Here is a 17,941-nt window from a genome sequence, read left to right on the forward strand (position 1 = left end):
CGCCGCCACTATGGTCCGGTGAACAGGTCCAAAGCCGAGGCATCCGACCAGTCCAAAGAGGCCGGCGCCGACTTCCTCCAGCTCGACACCGCCGAGGCCCCGCCCGGCGGCCTCACCGACTGGCTCGCCCGCCGGCTGCGCGAGGCCGTCGCCGACGGGCGGCTCCCGGTCGGGGCCCGGCTGCCCGCCGGCCGGGTGCTGGCGGCCGAACTCGGCGTCTCCCGCGGGGTGGTGACCGACGCCTACCGGCGCCTCGCCGAGGAGGGGCAGGTCGCCGGCCGCGGGCGGGGCGGCACGGTCGTGGTCGCGGCCACCGCCGTACCGGACACGGCCGTCGTCGTACCGGGGGAGGTGCCCGCGGCGCGGCCGCCCCGCCAGGCGCCCGCGCTGTTCCGGGACGACCCCGACCCCGAGGTCTTCGAGCGGCTGCGCGGCGCCCCCGCCAGGATCGACCTCACCCCCGGCGTGCCCGACCTCGCGGCCTTCCCCCGCGCCGCCTGGCTGCGCGCCGAACGGGCCGTCCTCGACGGCCTCGCCGCGTCCGACCTCGGCTACGGCGATGTGCGCGGCACCCCGGCCCTGCGCCGGGCCGTCGCCCACTGGCTGGCCCGCAACCGGGGCATCCGCGCCGACCCCGACGAGGTGCTGATCGTCGCCGGTACGGCCCAGGCGCTCGCCCTGCTCGGCCGCGCGCTCGGGCGGGCGGGTATCGACGAGGTCGCGGTGGAGGACCCGGGCTCGGTCGGCGTCCGGCAGCACCTCGCCCACTGGCTCGCCGCCACCCCGCCCGTCCCGGTCGACGCCGAGGGCGTCCGGGTCGACGCGCTGCGCGCCACCGGCGCCCCGGCCGTCCTGCTCACCCCGGCCCACCAGTTCCCGACCGGTGTCGTGCTCGGCGGCGAACGGCGCCGCGAACTGCTGCGCTGGGCGGCGGAGGGCGGCCTGGTCATCGAGGACGACTACGACGCCGAGCACCGCTACGACCGTCCGCCCGTCCCGGCCCTGCGGGCGGTCCTGCCGGATCGGGTCTGCTACGCGGGCAGCGTCTCCAAGCTGCTCGCCCCCGCGCTGCGCACCGGCTGGCTGCTGGTCCCGGACCGGCTGCGGGACGCCGTCCTGGAGGCCAAGCGGTTCGCCGACCTCGGGAACCCGGTGCTGCCCCAGCTGGTCCTCGCCCGGCTGATGGAGTCCGGCGACCTCGACCGGCACCTGCGGCTGCTGCGCCGCCGCCACCGCCGCCGCCGGGATGCGATGATCGACGCCATCCGCACCCACCTGCCGGGGGCCACGGTGCACGGCGCGGCGGCCGGCCTCCACCTGATGCTGACGCTCCCGGAGGGATGCGGCCGTACCGATACGGGGTTGGCCGCCGCCGCCCTGGCCGAGGGGGTCAAGGTGCAGCCGCTGTCCTGGCACGCCCGGCTGCCGCACCCGCCCGGCCTGGTCCTCGGCTACGCGGCGGGCTCGGTGTCCGAGATCGCCGAGGGCGTGGCCGTCCTGGGCCGGCTGGTCCGCGGAGAGGCGTCACCTCGCGGAGATTGAGTCGGATTATCGGATGAATACGGTGTATGGGGGAATGCCGCGCCGCACCCCTGGGTACGTTGACACGCCGAAGTCACCTGTCGACCGGGAGGCGTGATGGCCCTGTTCCGAAGTGTCGCCCAGTTCGGGGTGGTGCTGGCCGTCATGGGCGCCGCGCTCGGGCCGGTGCCGCTCGGCTCGCCCGCCCCGCCGCGCGGTGCCCCGAGCGCTCCGGGTGCCCCGAGCGCTCCGGGCGTCCCGGGCGCACCGGACGAGAGGACCGCGGCGATGGCCGGCCTGGCGCAGAAGGACTCCCGGGTGCTCGCCGGGCGGCGGGTCGTGCTGTCGTACCCGGGCCCGATACCGTCGGCCACGACGCTCCAGGCGATCCGGGAGGGCCGGGCCGCCGGGGTGATCCTGTTCGGTGAGAACATCACCAGCCCGGAGCAACTCGCCGAGGCCATAGCCGAGTTGAAGCAGGCCGCCGCCGAGGCGCCGGATCCGCGCCCGCTGCTGCTGATGACCGACCAGGAGGGCGGCAAGGTCCGCCGGCTGCCCGGTGCGCCCGAACTCTCCGCCCGCCGCGTCGGGTTGGCGGCGAACCCGGTCGCCGCGGCGGCGGAGTCCGGGGCGGGCGCCGCCCGGACCCTCACCGACGCCGGGCTGAACCTCAACCTCGCCCCGGTGCTCGACGTCTACGACACGCCGGACAACTTCATCGACCACTCCGAGCGCTCCTTCGGCCAGGACCCGGCCAAGGTGGCGGAGTTGGGCAGCGCCTTCCTCACCGCCCAGCAGGGCCTCGGCGTGGCCGCGACCGCCAAGCACTTCCCCGGTCTCGGCGCCGCGCCCCGGGGCGCGAACACCGACGAGAGCCCGGTCACCCTGAACGTCCCGCTGTCGCAGCTCCGCGCCCGCGGCGAGGCCCCGTACCGGGCGGCCATCGCGGCGGGCGTGCGCCTGGTGATGGCCTCCTGGGCGATCTACCCGGCGCTGGACCCGGACCACCCGGCCGGGTTCTCGCACGCGATCATCCAGGGCGAGCTGCGCGGCCGGCTCGGCTTCGACGGCGTGACCGTCACCGACGCCATGGAGGCCGCCGCGCTCGCCCCGTACGGCGGCCCCGGTGACCGCGCGCTGGCCGCCGCGGCGGCCGGGATGGACCTGATGCTCTGCTCCGGGCGCGACCCCCGGCAGGGCGAGGAGGCCACCGAGGCGCTGGCCGCCGCCCTGGACGACGGCCGCCTGGACCGGCACGCCTTCAGCGAGGCGGTGGCCCGGGTCGACGCCCTGCGCGGCTCGCTGGGCTGAGCCGGTGGCGGCTCGGCAGCGGCTTCGGCGGCGGCTTCGAAGGCGGCTCCGGGGGCGTTCGGAAACGGTTCACCCGGGCTCCACACGGGCGTCCCCTGGACGGGGGTGCCCGTTCGACTGTCCGGCGCTGATTGCGCCATCGAAGGTTCAGTTTCGGTCGACACCTGACTTCCGAGGGTAAATCCGCCTCATGGCCGAGGAATCGCATGTCAAAGTTTCTGTCGTGGGCCTATGAAATGTCATATGTACCACGTCACCTGTTCCCAGTCCGTCCTCATACCCTCCGAAGGAGGAGGCACCGATGAACCGCATGAGTCGCGCCACCTGGATCGCCGCCGGCGCCGTCACCCTGCTCGCCGCCCCCGTCCCGGCCATCGCCGCGACCCCGGCCGCCGCCACCACCACCGCCACCGTCACCACCTGCGGCTACTCCAGCCTGCAGGCCGGCCTGGCCACCTACGCCTGCGCCGACGTGACGGGTGACAGCGTCGCGGTCTACGGGAAGATCGGCCTGGCCGGCCCGCCGTCCCCGGGCACCCCGTGGCCGCCGGCGCCGAAGGAGCTGGTGACCCACCTGTCGGCCAACGTGACCGGCGGGGCCTCGCTCGGCACCGTGAACGGCCGCACCGTGTTCCAGGTCTCCACCGTGCGGGTCGACGGCATCTCCAGCACGGTTCCGTGCGGGTCCACCGTGCACGTCTCCTTCGACGTCGAGGGCTTCTGGAGCGGGCAGGTCCCGGCCACGGTCGATGTGCCTGTAGTCTGCTGACGGCTCATCACCATGACTGCCGAGCCCGGGAGTTGGCAGCGTCCCGGGCTCGGCTTTCGCATGCCCCGACCCGATCGCGACCGCCCGGCGGAGCGTCCGGTCGGGGCCTTCCGGATCCCGGCGCACCCCGGCTGCGCGCGGTGACGACTTGAAGAAATCTTCATCTGTCGCGATGATGCCTACCGGCCGCGGCGGAGATCCCCGCCCGGCCGGACGACCATCCAGCCGGACCCGAGGGAGAGCGCGGACGATGCCGGTGCCGCTGTACCAGGCCAAGGCGGAGTTCTTCCGCACCCTCGGCCACCCCGTACGGATCCGGGTCCTGGAACTGCTCCAGGACGGCCCCCGGCCGGTGCGCGAGCTGCTGGCGGAGATCGAGGTCGAGCCGTCCAACCTCTCCCAGCAGCTCGCGGTGCTGCGCCGCACCCAGCTGGTCACGGCGACCCGTGAGGGCAACACCGTGGTGTACGCGCTCAGCACCCCGGACGTCGCCGAACTGCTGCGCGCGGCCCGCCGGATCCTGACCGAGCTGATCACCGACCAGGGCGCGCTGCTCACCGAGCTGCGCGCCCCCGGCGGTCGGCCCCGCTGAGCCGCGCCCGGCCCGTCCGCCCGATCCGAGGAGAAGCACCACCATGAGCGCCAGCACGAGCGACGACAGCGTGAGCGAGGGCAGTACCAGCGGGAGCGGTACGGGCGGGGACGGTACGAGCGAGGAGAAGCGGCGCCGCAAGGCGATGCTGATCCGCGCGGGCATCTACATCTTCGCCACCCACCTGTTCGCCGGTTTCGTGCTGCTGCTGTTCGCGCTCGGCGGCCGGAAGTAGCGCTCCCGGACCGGGCCGCTCACTGGCGCGCCTCCCGGTCCCGCACGCGGTAGCGGTGGCTGGTGCTGGTCCAGGCCTGCACGCCGGCGACCAGCTCCCGGGTGCCGTCCAGGTACCAGCGCCCGGCCGGGTGGCGGCGCAGCAGGTCGCGGCGCAGCTCCTCGCTCTCCTGCTGCAGCTGCGCCACCCGGGTGCGCACCGCGTGGACCGCCCGGTCGCGGGTGCAGCCGTGGGCCCGCTCGAGGGTGAGCACGGTGTTGAACGCCGTCCCGCCCTGCCGCTCCTCGCGCTTCAGCGAGTAGAGGTCGTTGATCAGCGTGGCGGCGTCGGCGGTGTTGGCGCGCAGCTGGTGCAGCGCGGGTTCCGCGTGCAGCGCGGCCGGGGCGTCGGTGCCGTGGACCCGTTCCATTATGTTCATGAACGGGTAGAGGCAACTGCCGTGCCGGCGCAGCCACATGGTGTCCGTCAGGTCGAGGCCGAGGGCGGGCACGGTGCCGTTGGCGCGGTGGTCGGCCTCGGCGGGGAAGGTGGCCAGGCAGGCCCGCCATTCCCGGGCCGCCCGGGCGCGCCACTCGGGGGACATCGAGGCGGTCTGGCGCTCCCACAACTCCCTCCAGGAGAGCAGTAGTCGACTTTCGGAAGGGCTCCCGCCGCGGGCGCCGTCGAGGACCGCGATCAGCGGGTCGACCACGGCGCGGGCCTGGACGGGGTGGCGGCCGGGCGGGCCGTCGAACCGGTCGTCCAGGATGGTGAACCAGCCCAGCATGTCCACCAGGAGGTCGAGTTCGGTGCCCCGGGCGCGGGGATAGGCGTAGCCGATCAGCTCGTGCAGCGCGTACCCCCGGTAGCGGGGCAGCTCCGCCGGGGTGAGCAGGCCGCGGCGGACCGCCCAGTCGGCGTGCCGGTCGGCGGAGAGGAGCAGGTCGGCACGCGACCGGAGGTCCGCCGGGGCGGCCGGGTCGGCGGGGGCGGTCGCACGGGTGGCGCCGGTGAACGGGCACCGGCCCGACGGCGGCTCACCGGGGGAGGAGGGCACTGTGTCCCCCGGTGAGGAGCCGGTATCACCCTCGCGGGAGGCCGCGGTGGAGCTCCTGCGTGGGGAGCGCGCGCCGCGCGGCGCGAGCCGCACCCGCAGGCCGTGCGCCTGGACCGTCGTCCACACCACCTCGCGGGCCCGGGCGCCCGGCACCGCCACCGGCCGCCAGCGCCGCAGGATCGCCGCGGCCGCGACGGTCAGCTCCGCCCAGGCGAAGGCCTCGCCGATGCACTTGTGCTTGCCCGCACCGAACGGCAGGAAGGACGGCCGTCCGGTGCCGCCGGCGTCCTGCCAGCGCTCGGGCCGGAAGCTCATGGGCTCGGGGTAGCGCAGCGGGTCGCGGTGCAGCGCGGTGAGGCTGTACAGCAGCTCGGTGCCGGCCGGGACGCGGTACGGGCCCAGATCGACCGGAACCCGGGCGGTGCGCATCAGGAAGGCGTTCGGCGCGTGCAGCCGCACCACCTCCTGGGTGACGCTGCGGGTGTACGTGAGCCGGGCCAGCGCCTCGAGGGTGGGGACGGTGCCCGCGGGCAGGTGCTCGTCCAGCTCGGCGAGGATCCGGGCCTCCACCTCGGGGTGGCGCAGCAGCTCGTCCAGCAGCCAGGTGAGCGTGGTGGAGACGGTCTCGGTGCCCGCGCCGAACATGGCGATCGCCTCGGACCGCACGTCGGCCTCGGTGAGCGGGCACCCGCTGGCCGGGTCGGTCGCGGCGCGCAGCAGGGCGGGCAGGGTGCGGCGGCCCTCCTCGGCGCCCGCGGCGCGGCCGTTGACGGCCTGGTCGACCACCCGGTTGAGCACCCGGACGGCGTCGTCGAAGCGCCGGTTGACGGGCAGCGGCAGCCGGGCGAGCGCCGGGCTCGGGTAGAGGGACTGGACGATCTGGCCCTTCACCAGGTCCGGCAGCGCCCGGTGGAAGGCGACGGTGGCGTCCTCGCTGAGCCGGGCGTCGAACAGCGTGCGGGTGACGATCTCCAGCGCCAGGTGGTTCATCTCCTTGGCCACGTCGAGGACCTGCCCGGGGCGCCAGCGTCCGGCCCGCTCCTCGGTGACCTGCTGCATCACGGCCAGGTACTCGCCCATCCGGTCCGGGCCGAAGGCCGGCTGGATGATCCGGCGGCGGTCCCGGTGGGCCTGGCCCTCGGACATCAGCAGGCCGTCGCCGAAGGCCGTCTTGAGGGTGTCCTGGACGGCGCCGCGCGGGCAGTCGTGGGCCAGCGCGACGAGCAGGGTGTGGACCAGCCGGGCGTCGGTGACCACGCAGACGGTGCGCGGGCCGAGGCGGATGCGGACCACCCCGCCGTGGCGGGAGAGCGAACCGAGGAAGCGGAGCGGGTCGCGCAGCAGGGCGCCGGCGTGCCCGAGGCCGGGCAGGGCGCCGGGGGCCAGCGGCGGGACGGCGGCGCGGGCCAGCGGGGACGGGCCGGGTGCGGTTCTCGGGGGGACGATCAGCTTCCGCGTCTCGGTCAGCAGGGACATGACACTACCTCTCACCAGAGGGGCCGGTGCGGGCGATGCCGGGTGGCAGCGGCGGGCCGGCCGGGAGCCGGGGGTCCGCCCAGCGCGGGCCCCGCGCGCGCCCCCGGCGGGAGGGCGCACGTTGAACAAACGCGCCGGTTTCCCGAGCGTTGCGCCGAATGTGCGGGGATCACTCCAACGGCCGAGTGGATCGACCCTTTCGTGCGTGCTCGAAATCCGGTGTTGACCTGCGCCGATGCGACCCTCCGGGCGGTCGGCGGCTCGCCCGCGGGGCAGGGTCTTTGGACCCTCGCCGCACGGGCGTACGAGGGACAGCATGGATGCGAAGAAGGAGGAACCTGATGACCCGTCTGCGCCACCGGCCGGCCCTCGACGTCCGGGTGGAGATCCGCGGTGAGCTGCCCCGCGAGGAGGCCGAGTACGCCCGGGCCCGGGCACTGGCCACCGCCGCGGCGCTCGGCCCCGACACCCACGCGCTGCGACTGCGGCTGACCCGCTCGCGAAACCGCTCGGTGACCCGGCCCGCGCTGGCCCAGGCGGACGTCGAGCTGGCGGGCGTCGGCCCGGTCCGGGTGCAGCTGGCCACCGGCACCGCGCGGGAGTCCGTCGACCTGGTGCTCGGCACACTGGCCGGCCGGGCCGTCCGGCTGCGCGAGCAGGGCGACATCGGCTTCGCCGTCGCGTACGAGAGCGCCTACCGCCCGCAGTTCGCCGACCGTCCGCTCGCCCAGCGGCGGATCGCCCGGCACAAGGCGGTCGTGCTCGCCCGCCGCGGCCCCGAACAGGCCGTGCTCGAACTGCTCGCCCTCGACCGGCGGTTCCACCTCTTCGCGGACGCCGTGACCGGACGGGACGGCCTGGTGCACCGCTGCACGCCGGGCGGCACGGTGGAACTGTGCGCCGCGGGCACCAGCGCGATGCCCCCGCTCGACCTCGCCGAGGCGGCCCGCCGGCTCTGGCTCACCGGCCGCCCGTTCGTCGGCTGGACCGACCCCGGCGACCACCGGGCCCGGGTGCTCTACCGCCGCTTCGACGGCCACTACGGCCTGATAGCGCCGGTATCGGAGGGCCGGATCGGGGCAGGAACCCTGTCGGCACAGGACTGACACCACGACCCGACGACCACACCACCAACTCTCCACGACAGGGGCCGGGACCATGGACTGCGACGAGGTCATGCTGACCGTCCGGATCACCGCCGCCGAGCGCGCGCTGCTGCGCGACCTCGCGCGCGGGCACGGCGGCGACGTCTCCGACGTGGCGGTGGACGGGCTGCTGGAGGTCATCCCCGCGCTGCACGACGACGCCTGCGTCCTGCCGCTGCTACGCGTTCTGGCCAGACCGGCGCCGTTCGCGCTCACGCTCTGGCTGCCCGCGGCGGTCGCGGACCTGCTGCCGCTGCTCGGCGAGCGGCTGGTGCGGACCGGCGGCCCCGCGGCCGGGCCGGCCAGCGCCGCGCTCTCGGCGGCCCTGCGGCTCTGGCTCGGCGGGGACCGGGTCGTCCTGGCGGCCGGGCTGGCCCGGCTGCACGGGGGCTGCGGCACCGGCGCGACGGCGGCGGTACGGCCCTGGGCGGGTGCGGCGGCCTTCGGTGCGGAGCCGGTGAAGGCCGCGGCCTGACCGTCCGGCGATGTGACGGTGCGTCGGATCTGACGGTGCGTCGCAGCCTGGCTGGCAATGGCATGTCCGGGGCGGAAAATCCGCTGGTCAGAGCACTGGTCAGCACCTGCCGACGGGTCTAGCATTCCGTCACGGCCGACGGAGTCGCACGCCCCGGGACTCCGGCCGGGTGGCCGCCACCACCTCCTGCCGGGGAGCGCCCGCCCCCCTGCTCGCGCTCCCCGGCTCCGCCCCCTGTTCGCTCCCCGGCTCCGCCCTGCGCGGTTGCGCCTTGCGCCCAGGGCCGGTTCGGCGTCCCCGGCCGCCATTCGATCGAACGGCCCGGGGATTTTCGCAAGAGGTTTCTGTTATTCCCGCTCGCCCCTCCCGCTCTCCGGAGTGTCGGAAGGCCCGAGCCCCTCCGTCGCAGGGGCACGGGCCGTCGCGCGAGGAGAGGAACGCGATGGGACACCGGAGCAGCGGGCCGCGCCGACGCCGCCGGCCCACCCGCAGGGCGCCCTGGCCGCCGCGACCCCGCCCCCGACCCCGCCCCCGACCCCGGGGGGGACCGGCTCCCGAGGCGGCCTTCAGTCAGATCACGCCGAATTCCGCCGACCCGGGCCGCCGCGCCGTGCTTGGCGGCACGGCGGCCCCGGTTCGGCGCACCACCCGGCTGCCGCACCCCGAAGCGGCCGCGCGGACGTGTCAACTCGCCGCTGACGGAGGCGGGTTCACCCTCGACGCGGGCGGTGGCCGGAGTCTCCGCAGTCGAACGGCGGCCTCTCTTACCAGAACTGTTCGTTGCTGAAGTCCTCGTGTGCCGAACGGGGTAAGGCTGTTCCTGTGAGCCCGTAAAACCGGTCGGCCCGTACGCCGGCCGAACCCTCCGACCCGAGCCGCCGACGCCCGCGGGCCCCAAGACCCGCAGGCCCGAAGGTCCGTCGCGCCGGGACCGGCCGCCGCCCACCCAGTGGCGGGCCGTTCCCGGCGCCGGCCGTTCCCAGCGTCCCTGCCCCCACACCGCCCCGAGGACCCTCCCGTATGCGAACCCGCCCCCACCTCAGCGCCCTCGCCCTCGCCGCGGCGGCCCTGCTCGCCGCCGCCGCACCCGCCGCCGCCCACGGCGAGAGCGTCCACCTGGACGTCACCGGCCAGCAGAACGGTCGCGTCAGCACCGTCGCCACCTGGGAGAACGACCACGACCCGGTGACCGGGGAGTTCGCCGGCACGCTCTCCGCGACGGCCACCGACGGGCGCGCCGTCGGCCCCTGGCGCCTGGTCACCGCCCCCGGCCGTCCCGGGACGTACACCACCCGGGAGATCCTGCCCGTCGGGCACTGGCGGGTGACGGTGGACTGCTCTTCCCCCGCCCCAGGGCACGGCGAGGGCGAGCTCGACATCGACACCGCGGTGGTCGCCGACCCGGCGCCCGCGGGGACGGGGGGCTCGCCGCTCGTCGAGGCCCAGCCGGGGGACGGCTCGCCACGCTCCGCCGAGGTGACCCCCGCCCCGCTCCGGGAGACCACCGCCGGGACGGGGACCACCGCGGCCCCCGTCTCCGCCCGGGAGGCCGCGCCCGGCCGCGTCCACGCGACCACCTCCGACGCCACCGCCTGGGCGGCCATCGGCACCGCCTGCGCGGCCGTCGTCCTGGTCGCCACCGGCCTCTGGCTGCGCCGCCACCGCGGCTGAGCCGCCCGGCGCGGGCCGGCCGTCTCAGGGGGAGCGGCCCCGTCGTGGAACCGGCCGGGTGCGAACCGACGTCCCTTCCGGTCACCGGGCGCCACCTGGCGCCCGGACGACCGCAAGGGAGCGCTCGCGCATGAAGAAGGTCCTGATCACCGGCGGCGCGGGATTCATCGGCAGCACCGTCGCCTCCGCCCTGCTCGACCGGGGGATCACCCCGGTCGTGCTGGACGACCTCTCCCGGGGGCGGACCGAGTTCGTCGCGGACCGGCTCTTCTACCGGGGCGACATCGCCGATGCGGCCCTGCTCGACCGGATCTTCGCCGAGCACCCCGACATCGACGCCACCGTGCACTGCGCCGCGAAGATCGTCGTACCGGAGTCCGTGGCCAAGCCGCTGTACTACTACCGGGAGAACGTCGCCAAGACGGTCGAACTCCTGGACGCCCTCCAGCGCCACGGCTGCACCCGGGTCGTCTTCAGCAGCTCCGCCTCGATCTACGCCCCCACCCCCGACGCCCGGGTCGACGAGAGCAGCCCGGTCGACGCCGGCAGCCCGTACGCGCGCACCAAGCAGATGATGGAGCAGGTCCTCCAGGACTGGACCCGGGGCGAGGGCGCCGAGCGCCAACGCGTCATCGCCCTGCGCTACTTCAACCCGATCGGCGCCGACCCGCAGCTGCGCACCGGCCTCCAGGACCTCCGGCCCACCCATGCCCTCGGCAAGCTGATCGAGGCGCACACCACCGGCACCCCGTTCACCGTGACCGGCACCGACTGGGCGACCCGCGACGGCTCCGGCATCCGCGACTACGTCCACGTCCAGGACCTCGCCGAGGCGCACGTCGCGGCGCTGCTCCGGTTCGACGAGGTGATCGCCCCGGGCGTGGCGGACCGCTACCGGGTGATCAACGTCGGCACCGGCGACGGGACCACCGTGCGGGAGCTGATCGCCGCCTTCGAACAGGCCGTCGGCGCCAGTCTCGAGGTGCGGGAGGCCGGGCCGCGGCCCGGGGACGTGATCGGCTGCTACGCCGTCGTGGACACCGCGCGGGACCTGCTCGGCTGGCAGCCGCGGCGCGGCATCGCCGAGGGGGTCGCCGACGCGCTGGCCTGGCGGAGGGTCTGGTCCGCCCGGATCGCCGTCAGCTGACCGCCCGGAGGCGCTACTTCACGGCCTCGCCGGACTTCGACCAGTTGTCCCGCAGGCGGTCGAGGTAGGACTGCGCCTGGGAGCCGATCTTGACGCCCCGGGCGAAGGCCAGCATGTTGCCCGCGCCCGCGTTGTAGCCGAGGGCGACCAGTTCGTCCCGGCTGAGCGACACTCCCGGGCGCGCGGGAAGTTGGGCGGCGAGGTCGTGCAGGTGCCAGGCGGCCGCCTGGACGGCCAGGTCCCGGTCGTCCGGGAGCTCCTCCCACTGGCGGGAGGCGAAGGGGCGGCCGGGCTTGGTGTCGTCGAAGGCGGCCCGGTGCATGTTGGCGATGCCGAAGGAGGCGTCCGGTTTGCCGCGCTGCCAGGCCCGTTCGAGTTCGGGGTCGTGCGGCTTGTACGACTCGTTGTAGAGGATCGCCATCAGCAGCTGCGGGTTGACCCCGGCCTCGGTGGCGTACCGGCGGACCGGCTCCGCGTAGTCGGCCGGGTCGTAGCGGCCCGAGGGCTTCGAGGGCTTCGCGGAGCCGCCGGCCGACGGCGCGCCGCCGGACCCGGGGACGGACGGGGCGGCGGCGGTCGGGGAGGGGTCGGCGGAGGCCGCGCCGTCGTGGTCGTTGCCGCGCAGGAGGCCCAGCCCGACCACGACCGCGACGGTGAGCACCAGCCACTGCCCCCAGCCCGGCCCCTTCTTCTCCTCGCTCACCGCTGCCGCCCCTCCCCGTTCGCCCGTGCGGTCGTTCGACCGTCGTGCGGCCGATCGTGTCCTGCGGCAGGTTACTCGGCGGGCTTCTGGTCGCCGTCGAGGTTGCGCAGGAAGTCCTTCGCCTTCTCGACGCCGGTGTCGATCTGCCCGCTGTACTTGCCGTCCGTGCGGTCGTCGATCGCGTCGCCGACCTTGTCCAGGCCCTGCCCGATCACGTCGCCGTGGTCACGGGCGAGGTCGGTGGCCTTGCCCGCGAGGTTCTTCAGACTCTCAAACATGGTGACGCTCTGCTCCTCTGATGCGTTCCTGATGGTGTGCCGACGTGGCGGGGATCATGACCATCCTAACGACGGTCCACCAGGCGGTCGGTCGCTGCCGGGTGGCAGCGGATGACTTTGCTGAAATGGGTTTTGTATGCTCCAGCCCAGCCTCTACAGCAATGTAGAGGCTTGGTCCCCACCAGGACGTCACCAGGGCGCCGCCAGGGCCCCGGCAGGACCGACGGCGTCCCGGCACGCGCGGTGGTGCGATCGCGCCGCCGCAGCCGCAACGATCGAGGGAAGTGCGCATGGCCGGTCAGCGGGCGAGAACGCCGTACCAGGACGCGGGGCCCCGCACCGAGGACCGCGCCCTGCCCGCCCAGCGCTCCTGGCCGGCCGGTGCGGGAGCCGCAGGCGCCCCCGGGAGGCGCGCGGACACCGCGGCGCCCCGGCAGGTCCGGTCGCCGCGCCCCGGGGCGGCCCGCCGCAGGCAGCAGGCGCGCCGGCGCGGCGGGACGGCGGCCGCGTTCTCGGCGGTCGGGCTGCCGCTGCTCGGAGCGGTCGCGGACGAACTCGACGGGCCGGGCGTCGGCCTCCTGTTCGCGGTGGGCTCGGTGCTCGGGACGGCGGCCGCGGCGCTGCTCTGCAGCCGCACCGGCCGGTGGTGGGTGGTGACGGCCGCTCCGGTCGTGGTGCTGCTCACCGCCTCGGGCGTCGAGTACCTGGCGCACCCCGGGAAGTATCAGGGGAGGAACCTCGGCACCGGCGCGCTGCGCTGGGTGGTCGGGGCGTTCCCGGTGATGGCCGCGGCCGTGGCGGTGGCGCTCGTCGTGGTCGCGGTCCGGGTCACGGCGGCCCGCCGCCGGGCGGTGCCGGAGCGCCGGCGGACCGGCAGGACGGCTGTCCCGGCCGGAAGGGGCCGCCGTGGCTGAGCGCGGCAACAGCCGTACCGGCGGCCGCGGCCAACACGGGCAGCGCGGTCTGCGCGGCCGGCGCGGCTACGACCCGCGCCGCGCCGCCGCCCCGCTGACCGTCGCCGGGCGCACCCTGGCCTGCACCGTCTCGGTCGCGGTGCTCGGCGCCAGCGGCTTCACCTGGTACGAGTACCGCAGCCTGGACGACGGCATGATCAAGTCCACCGCGCTGAGCGAGGCCAGGAAGAACGCTCCGCCGCACCTCGACAAGTCCGTCAACCTGCTGCTGATCGGCCTGGACAGCCGCAAGGACATGGACGGCAACGACCTGCCCCGGCAGTTCGTGGAGGACGAACTGCACGCCGGCTCCAGCGAGATCGGCGGGTACAACACCAACGCCCTGATCGTGCTGCACATCCCGGCCAACGGCGGCAAGGTCACCGCGCTCTCCGTCCCGCGCGACGACTACGTGCAGACCGTCGGCGCGGACGGGAAGATGCACAAGATCAAGGAGGCGTACGGCATCGCCAAGGAGGCCGCCGAGCAGAAGCTGGCGGGCAAGGGGCTCTCCAAGGCGGCGCTGGAACGGCAGAGCCGCGAGGCCGGCCGCTCGGCCACCATCCGGACCGTGCAGAGCTTCCTGGACGTCCCGATCGACCACTTCGCGGAGGTGAACCTGATCGGCTTCTACGACATCGCCAAGGCGGTCGAGCCGGTCCAGGTCTGCCTCAACCACCCCGTGGACGACCCGATCATCGCCCGGACCGCCACCCACGAGGGCGGCGGCACCGGCCTCAAGCTCCCGGCCGGGATCAGCTCCCTCGACGCCGCGCAGGCGCTCTCCTTCGTCCGCCAGCGCCACCACCTCACCAACGGCGACCTCGACCGCACCCACCGGCAGCAGGCGTTCCTCTCCTCCGTCGAGTACCGGCTCAAGCAGCAGGGCATCCTGAACGACCTCGGGCAGATGCAGAAGCTGTTCGCGGTGGTGAAGAAGGACGTGGTCATCGACAACGAGTGGAACATCCTCGACTTCGCCCAGCAGGCGCCCAACCTGACCGGCGGCAACGTGGAGTTCAACACCCTGCCGATCAGCGGCTTCAAGACGGTTGGCGGGCAGGAGGTCAACACCGTCAACCCGGACCTGATCAGGAAGATCGTCCGGCAGCTCTTCAAGCACGAGCCGGCGCCGGCCGTCCCCGCCGTCGTGCCCGTCGCGCCGTCCGGGGACGCGCCGGGCGAACCGGCCCCGTCGCCCTCCGCGACCCCGACGCCGAGCGCGACGCCCAAGGCGGTGGTCGACATCAACGCGGTCGCGGGGGCGGGGGCGGCGGCCAACGAGTCCCGGGCGCTGGCCGAACTCGGCTACCAGACGGGCCGGATCGGCGACGCCCCGGCCAGGACCCGGGCCACCGCGGTCGGGTACGGAGCCGGGGCCAAGGCCGAGGCGCAGCGCCTCGCCGCCCGCTACGGGGTGAACGCGGTCTTCTCGTCGGGGATCCCCGCGGGACGCGTCCTGCTCACCCTCGCCGTCTCCCGCACCCCGAGCCCGACGGCCGTACCGTCGGCCGCGCCGGGTGAGACCTCCGCCGACTCGGCGGCGGGGCTGCCGATGCAGGGGCCGGCGGTGAAGGCGGGCGGGATCCCGTGCGTGGACTGAAGCCCCTGCGGCGGCGGGGAGTTCAGCCCCGGCCGGGGCTGGTGTCCCGGAGTGGCCGCCGGGTCGAGGGCCTCGACGTACCCGATCCGCCCGCCGACGACGTCCGGGACGAGCATGCCGTGGGCCGGCGGGAGCGGACGCACCGGTGGTCCGGACCGTAGGGCCGGCCGTCCGGGTGCGGTTCCGTCACGGGCGTGCTGCCGTCACGGGCGCGGCGCCGTCACGGGCGCGGTGCCTTCACGCCGTGGACGGCGGCGTACTCGGCGGCGAGCCAGGGGCCCAGGTCGTCGACGAGCACGGTGAGGGCGGCCCGGTCGGGGGTGCGGCCGCGGGCGAGGGCGGCGGCGAGGCGTGCTTGGGCGGCGCGCTCGGGGTAGTAGCCGGCGAATATCTCGGCGGAGGCGGCGAGGTCGCTGGTCCAGCCGCCCCAGCGGGGCATGACCAGGGTGAGGCAAGTGCGGACGAGGCGGCGGGAGACGGCGCGGGTGAGGCCGCGCAGTTCGGCCTCCGTGGTGGCGGCGGCCAGGCGCTCGTGCCAGAGCGGGAGGACCAGGGCCAGGTCGCCGTTGGTCTCCCGGGCGAGCAGCGAGGTGGGGCGGTAGCGGGGGAGCCGGGCGGCGAGGTCCTCGCCGAGCAGCGGGGTGCAGAGGCAGGCGACGAACCAGCCGAGGTCGTGGCGTTCGAGCTCGCTCAGCAGGGTGACCGTGCCGGCCAGCACCACGCCGACCCCGTTCACCTGCGCGAACTCCCCGTCCAGCGCGGCTTCGAGGGCGTCGGCCTCCGCCCGGTCCGCGGCGGTGGGCTCGTGGCGCAGGGCGAGCAGCAGGTCGAGGTCGGAGACGCCGGGGGTCGCGGTGCCGCGCGGGAGGCTGCCGTAGAGGTAGGCGCTGTGCAGCCGGTCGGGGGCGAAGGCCGCGGCGATCCGCTCCCGGGCCGCGGTGACCACCGGCGCGAACGCCGGCGGCACGCGGTCGAGCGAGCCCTCCCGTGCGATGTACCCGTCCCGGTCCAGCCCCTGAATCGTGGTCATGGGGGCACTCTGCCCCACCGCGGTTGGCCCTGACCAGCGAATATCCCTCGGCCCGGCCGATTGTCAGTGCCGTGTGCAAGCATCCGTCGCACACGAACACGAACGGCGTGAGGGGATCGGCATGGGCACCTGGGACATCGGGCACTTCGACAACGACTCGGCGGCGGACTTCTGCGGCGGACTGGATGACGCGGCGCCGGGCGAGCGGGAGGCGCTGCTCCGGTCGGCGCTGCTGTACGCCGTCCGGGCGGAGGAGTTCCTGGACTCGGACGAGGCGGTGGAGGCGGTCGCCTCCGCCGCGCTGGTGGCGGCGCAGTGCCCGGGCGGGGCGGCGGTGACCAGCGCCTACGGGCCCAAGGAGCCGGTCCCGCCGCTCTCCGCCGAGCTGCGCCCGCTCGCGGTGGCGGCGCTCGACCGGGTGGTCGCGGAGGAGTCGGAGCTCGCGGAGCTGTGGGACGAGTCGGGGGAGGCGGCGGCCTGGCGCGAGGGCATACGGACGCTGCGGGAGGTCCTCGCCGCGGCGTCGGCGGCGGAGGCGCCGGTGGCGGACGCGTAGGTGACGTACGCGTAGGGGCCGGAGGCCGGTGGCCGATCGGCCGTCAGCGGCGGGCCGCCGTCCACCAGTAGCCGAGCGCGGTGAGGCTGGTGGCGGCGCCGAGCAGGCAGACGGCCGTCCAGCCGCCGTGGTCGTAGACGACGGTGGACAGGATCGCGCCCGCGCCGCATCCGGCGGAGTAGAGCAGCATGTAGCCGGCGGTCAGGCGGCTCTGCGCCTCCGGGCGGACCTGGTAGAGGAGGTGCTGGTTGGCGACGTGGACGGACTGCAGGCCGTAGTCGATCACCACCATGGCGAGCACCAGCCACCAGACCGAGTGCGGCAGCAGCGCGGCCGGGAGCCAGCCGACCAGCATGGCCAGCAGACCGATGCCGGCGGTGCGTTCGGCGCGGCCGCGGTCGGCCTGGCGGCCGGCGTATCCGGCGCCGAGCGCTCCGGCGGCGCCGGCCAGGCCGAAGAGCCCGATCTGGGTGTGGCTGAGGCTGAAGGGAGGCGCGGCGAGCGGGAGCACCATCGGGGTGAGCAGCACGGTGACGGAGGTGAAGCCGAGCAGCGCGAGGACGGCCCGGACCCGGAGCACGCGCTCCTGGGCGAAGAGCGTGAACACCGAGCCGACCAACCGCGGGTAGCCGATCCGCTCGGCCGCCCGGTGCCGCTCGGACGGGACGGCGGCCGCGACGGCGAGGGCCATGGCGGCGGTGGCGACGGCGGAGACCACGTAGACGGCGCGCCAGCCGGCCAGGTCGCCGATGGTCCCGGCGACGGTGCGGGCGAGCAGGATGCCGACCACGATGCCGCTGGTCACGGTGCCGACCACCCGGCCCTGGTCGCCCGGGGCGGCGAGTTGGGCGGAGTAGGCGACGACCACCTGGGCGACGACGGCGAGGACGCCGACGGCGGCCATCGCGAGGAGCAGCAGCGGAGCGGAGGGGGCGAGTGCGACGGCGAGGAGGGCGAGGACGGACAGGCCGAGCTGGGAGGTGATCAGGGTGCGGCGGTTGACGTGGTCGCCGAGCGGCACGAGCAGGAGCAGGCCGAGGGCGTAGCCCGTCTGGGTGAGGGTGCCGACCAGGCCGATGGTCGCCGGGGCGATGACGTAGTCCCGGGCGATCAGGTCGAGCAGTGGCTGCGAGTAGTAGACGTTGGCCACGGCGAGGCCGCAGGCGACGGAGAGCAGCCAGGCGACGGTCGGTGACAGGCCGCGCGGCGGGGCCCCGGTGGGGGTGTCGGCCGGGGCTTTGGCCAGGGCGTCGGCGGTCGGGTCGGCGGCGGTCGGGTCCTCGGCGGACGCGCGGGCGGGTGAGGTCATGGGCGGGACTCCCTCGAAGGGGCATGGTGGTTTCAAAGTGCTACCGCGACACCATGGCATACCCTGGTTTTAATAAGCAACCACGCTCTGATCGGTACGCTGGGCGCCGACCGGTGAGAGCTGAGAGGTGG

17 protein-coding genes are annotated in these 17,941 nt (G+C 75.0%); 12 read left to right on the forward strand and 5 right to left on the reverse strand.

Annotation, left to right across the window (positions count from 1 at the left end; all coding sequences use genetic code 11):
* The first annotated feature begins 18 nt into the window (after positions 1 to 18).
* From ACFCY1_RS06455 to ACFCY1_RS06475, 5 genes are all read left to right on the forward strand, one after another.
* The gene (locus ACFCY1_RS06455) at positions 19 to 1,542 is read left to right on the forward strand and encodes a PLP-dependent aminotransferase family protein (RefSeq protein ID WP_375873750.1); all 1,524 of its coding nucleotides are present in this window, start codon (positions 19 to 21) and stop codon (positions 1,540 to 1,542) included.
* 96 nt (positions 1,543 to 1,638) lie between these two features.
* On the forward strand, positions 1,639 to 2,832 hold the full coding sequence (locus tag ACFCY1_RS06460) for a glycoside hydrolase family 3 N-terminal domain-containing protein (RefSeq protein WP_375873751.1): 1,194 nt from the start codon (positions 1,639 to 1,641) through the stop codon (positions 2,830 to 2,832).
* Between the two features lie 301 nt (positions 2,833 to 3,133).
* Positions 3,134 to 3,601 (forward strand): hypothetical protein, encoded by a 468-nt coding sequence (locus tag ACFCY1_RS06465; protein WP_049656770.1) that lies wholly within the window; start codon positions 3,134 to 3,136, stop codon positions 3,599 to 3,601.
* A 250-nt stretch (positions 3,602 to 3,851) separates the two neighbouring features.
* Positions 3,852 to 4,193, forward strand: a complete 342-nt coding sequence (locus tag ACFCY1_RS06470; protein ID WP_049656769.1) for a helix-turn-helix transcriptional regulator — start codon at positions 3,852 to 3,854, stop codon at positions 4,191 to 4,193.
* Positions 4,194 to 4,236: 43 nt separating this feature from the next.
* Entirely contained in the window at positions 4,237 to 4,428 is a 192-nt protein-coding gene (locus ACFCY1_RS06475; protein WP_049656767.1) for a DUF6126 family protein, read from the forward strand.
* A 19-nt stretch (positions 4,429 to 4,447) separates the two neighbouring features.
* On the opposite strand, the gene ACFCY1_RS06480 is transcribed toward ACFCY1_RS06475, so the two are convergent.
* Entirely contained in the window at positions 4,448 to 6,940 is a 2,493-nt protein-coding gene (locus tag ACFCY1_RS06480) for a cytochrome P450 (RefSeq protein WP_375873752.1), read from the reverse strand.
* A gap of 341 nt (positions 6,941 to 7,281) precedes the next feature.
* On the opposite strand from ACFCY1_RS06480, the gene ACFCY1_RS06485 reads away from it, so the two are divergent.
* From ACFCY1_RS06485 to galE, 4 genes are all read left to right on the forward strand, one after another.
* Positions 7,282 to 8,046, forward strand: coding sequence for a sigma 54 modulation/S30EA ribosomal C-terminal domain-containing protein (locus ACFCY1_RS06485; protein ID WP_375873753.1), 765 nt, complete (start codon positions 7,282 to 7,284; stop codon positions 8,044 to 8,046).
* Positions 8,047 to 8,098: 52 nt separating this feature from the next.
* Positions 8,099 to 8,560 (forward strand): hypothetical protein, encoded by a 462-nt coding sequence (locus tag ACFCY1_RS06490; RefSeq protein WP_117492977.1) that lies wholly within the window; start codon positions 8,099 to 8,101, stop codon positions 8,558 to 8,560.
* A gap of 1,020 nt (positions 8,561 to 9,580) precedes the next feature.
* Positions 9,581 to 10,231 carry a hypothetical protein gene (locus tag ACFCY1_RS06495; RefSeq protein WP_375873754.1) on the forward strand — a complete coding sequence of 217 codons (651 nt, stop codon included), beginning with the start codon at positions 9,581 to 9,583 and terminating at the stop codon, positions 10,229 to 10,231.
* Between the two features lie 130 nt (positions 10,232 to 10,361).
* Positions 10,362 to 11,378: a UDP-glucose 4-epimerase GalE gene (galE, locus tag ACFCY1_RS06500; protein ID WP_049660328.1), complete on the forward strand. Its 1,017-nt coding sequence runs from the start codon at positions 10,362 to 10,364 to the stop codon at positions 11,376 to 11,378.
* 13 nt (positions 11,379 to 11,391) lie between these two features.
* Here the strand turns inward: galE and ACFCY1_RS06505 are convergent, their stop codons facing one another.
* A complete protein-coding gene (locus ACFCY1_RS06505) occupies positions 11,392 to 12,081 on the reverse strand; it encodes a transglycosylase SLT domain-containing protein (RefSeq protein WP_074004892.1) in 690 nt (229 codons plus the stop codon).
* A 71-nt stretch (positions 12,082 to 12,152) separates the two neighbouring features.
* Positions 12,153 to 12,359: an antitoxin gene (locus ACFCY1_RS06510; RefSeq protein WP_049660325.1), complete on the reverse strand. Its 207-nt coding sequence runs from the start codon at positions 12,357 to 12,359 to the stop codon at positions 12,153 to 12,155.
* A gap of 290 nt (positions 12,360 to 12,649) precedes the next feature.
* Between ACFCY1_RS06510 and ACFCY1_RS06515 the strand changes: the two genes are divergently transcribed.
* Entirely contained in the window at positions 12,650 to 13,273 is a 624-nt protein-coding gene (locus ACFCY1_RS06515; protein WP_074004891.1) for a DUF6542 domain-containing protein, read from the forward strand.
* Entirely contained in the window at positions 13,266 to 14,915 is a 1,650-nt protein-coding gene (locus ACFCY1_RS06520; protein WP_375873755.1) for an LCP family protein, read from the forward strand. Before ACFCY1_RS06515 ends, ACFCY1_RS06520 begins: the two co-directional genes overlap by 8 nt.
* A gap of 220 nt (positions 14,916 to 15,135) precedes the next feature.
* Here the strand turns inward: ACFCY1_RS06520 and ACFCY1_RS06525 are convergent, their stop codons facing one another.
* Positions 15,136 to 15,945 carry a nucleotidyltransferase domain-containing protein gene (locus ACFCY1_RS06525; RefSeq protein WP_375873756.1) on the reverse strand — a complete coding sequence of 270 codons (810 nt, stop codon included), beginning with the start codon at positions 15,943 to 15,945 and terminating at the stop codon, positions 15,136 to 15,138.
* Positions 15,946 to 16,066: 121 nt separating this feature from the next.
* Between ACFCY1_RS06525 and ACFCY1_RS06530 the strand changes: the two genes are divergently transcribed.
* Complete coding sequence (locus tag ACFCY1_RS06530) at positions 16,067 to 16,501, forward strand: DUF4259 domain-containing protein (protein ID WP_375873757.1); 435 nt, start codon at positions 16,067 to 16,069, stop codon at positions 16,499 to 16,501.
* 43 nt (positions 16,502 to 16,544) lie between these two features.
* On the opposite strand, the gene ACFCY1_RS06535 is transcribed toward ACFCY1_RS06530, so the two are convergent.
* Positions 16,545 to 17,810 (reverse strand): MFS transporter, encoded by a 1,266-nt coding sequence (locus ACFCY1_RS06535; RefSeq protein WP_375873758.1) that lies wholly within the window; start codon positions 17,808 to 17,810, stop codon positions 16,545 to 16,547.
* Positions 17,811 to 17,941: the final 131 nt, after the last annotated feature.

This window comes from Kitasatospora sp. NPDC056273 (assembly GCF_042268845.1).
Taxonomy (GTDB): Bacteria; Actinomycetota; Actinomycetes; order Streptomycetales; family Streptomycetaceae; genus Kitasatospora.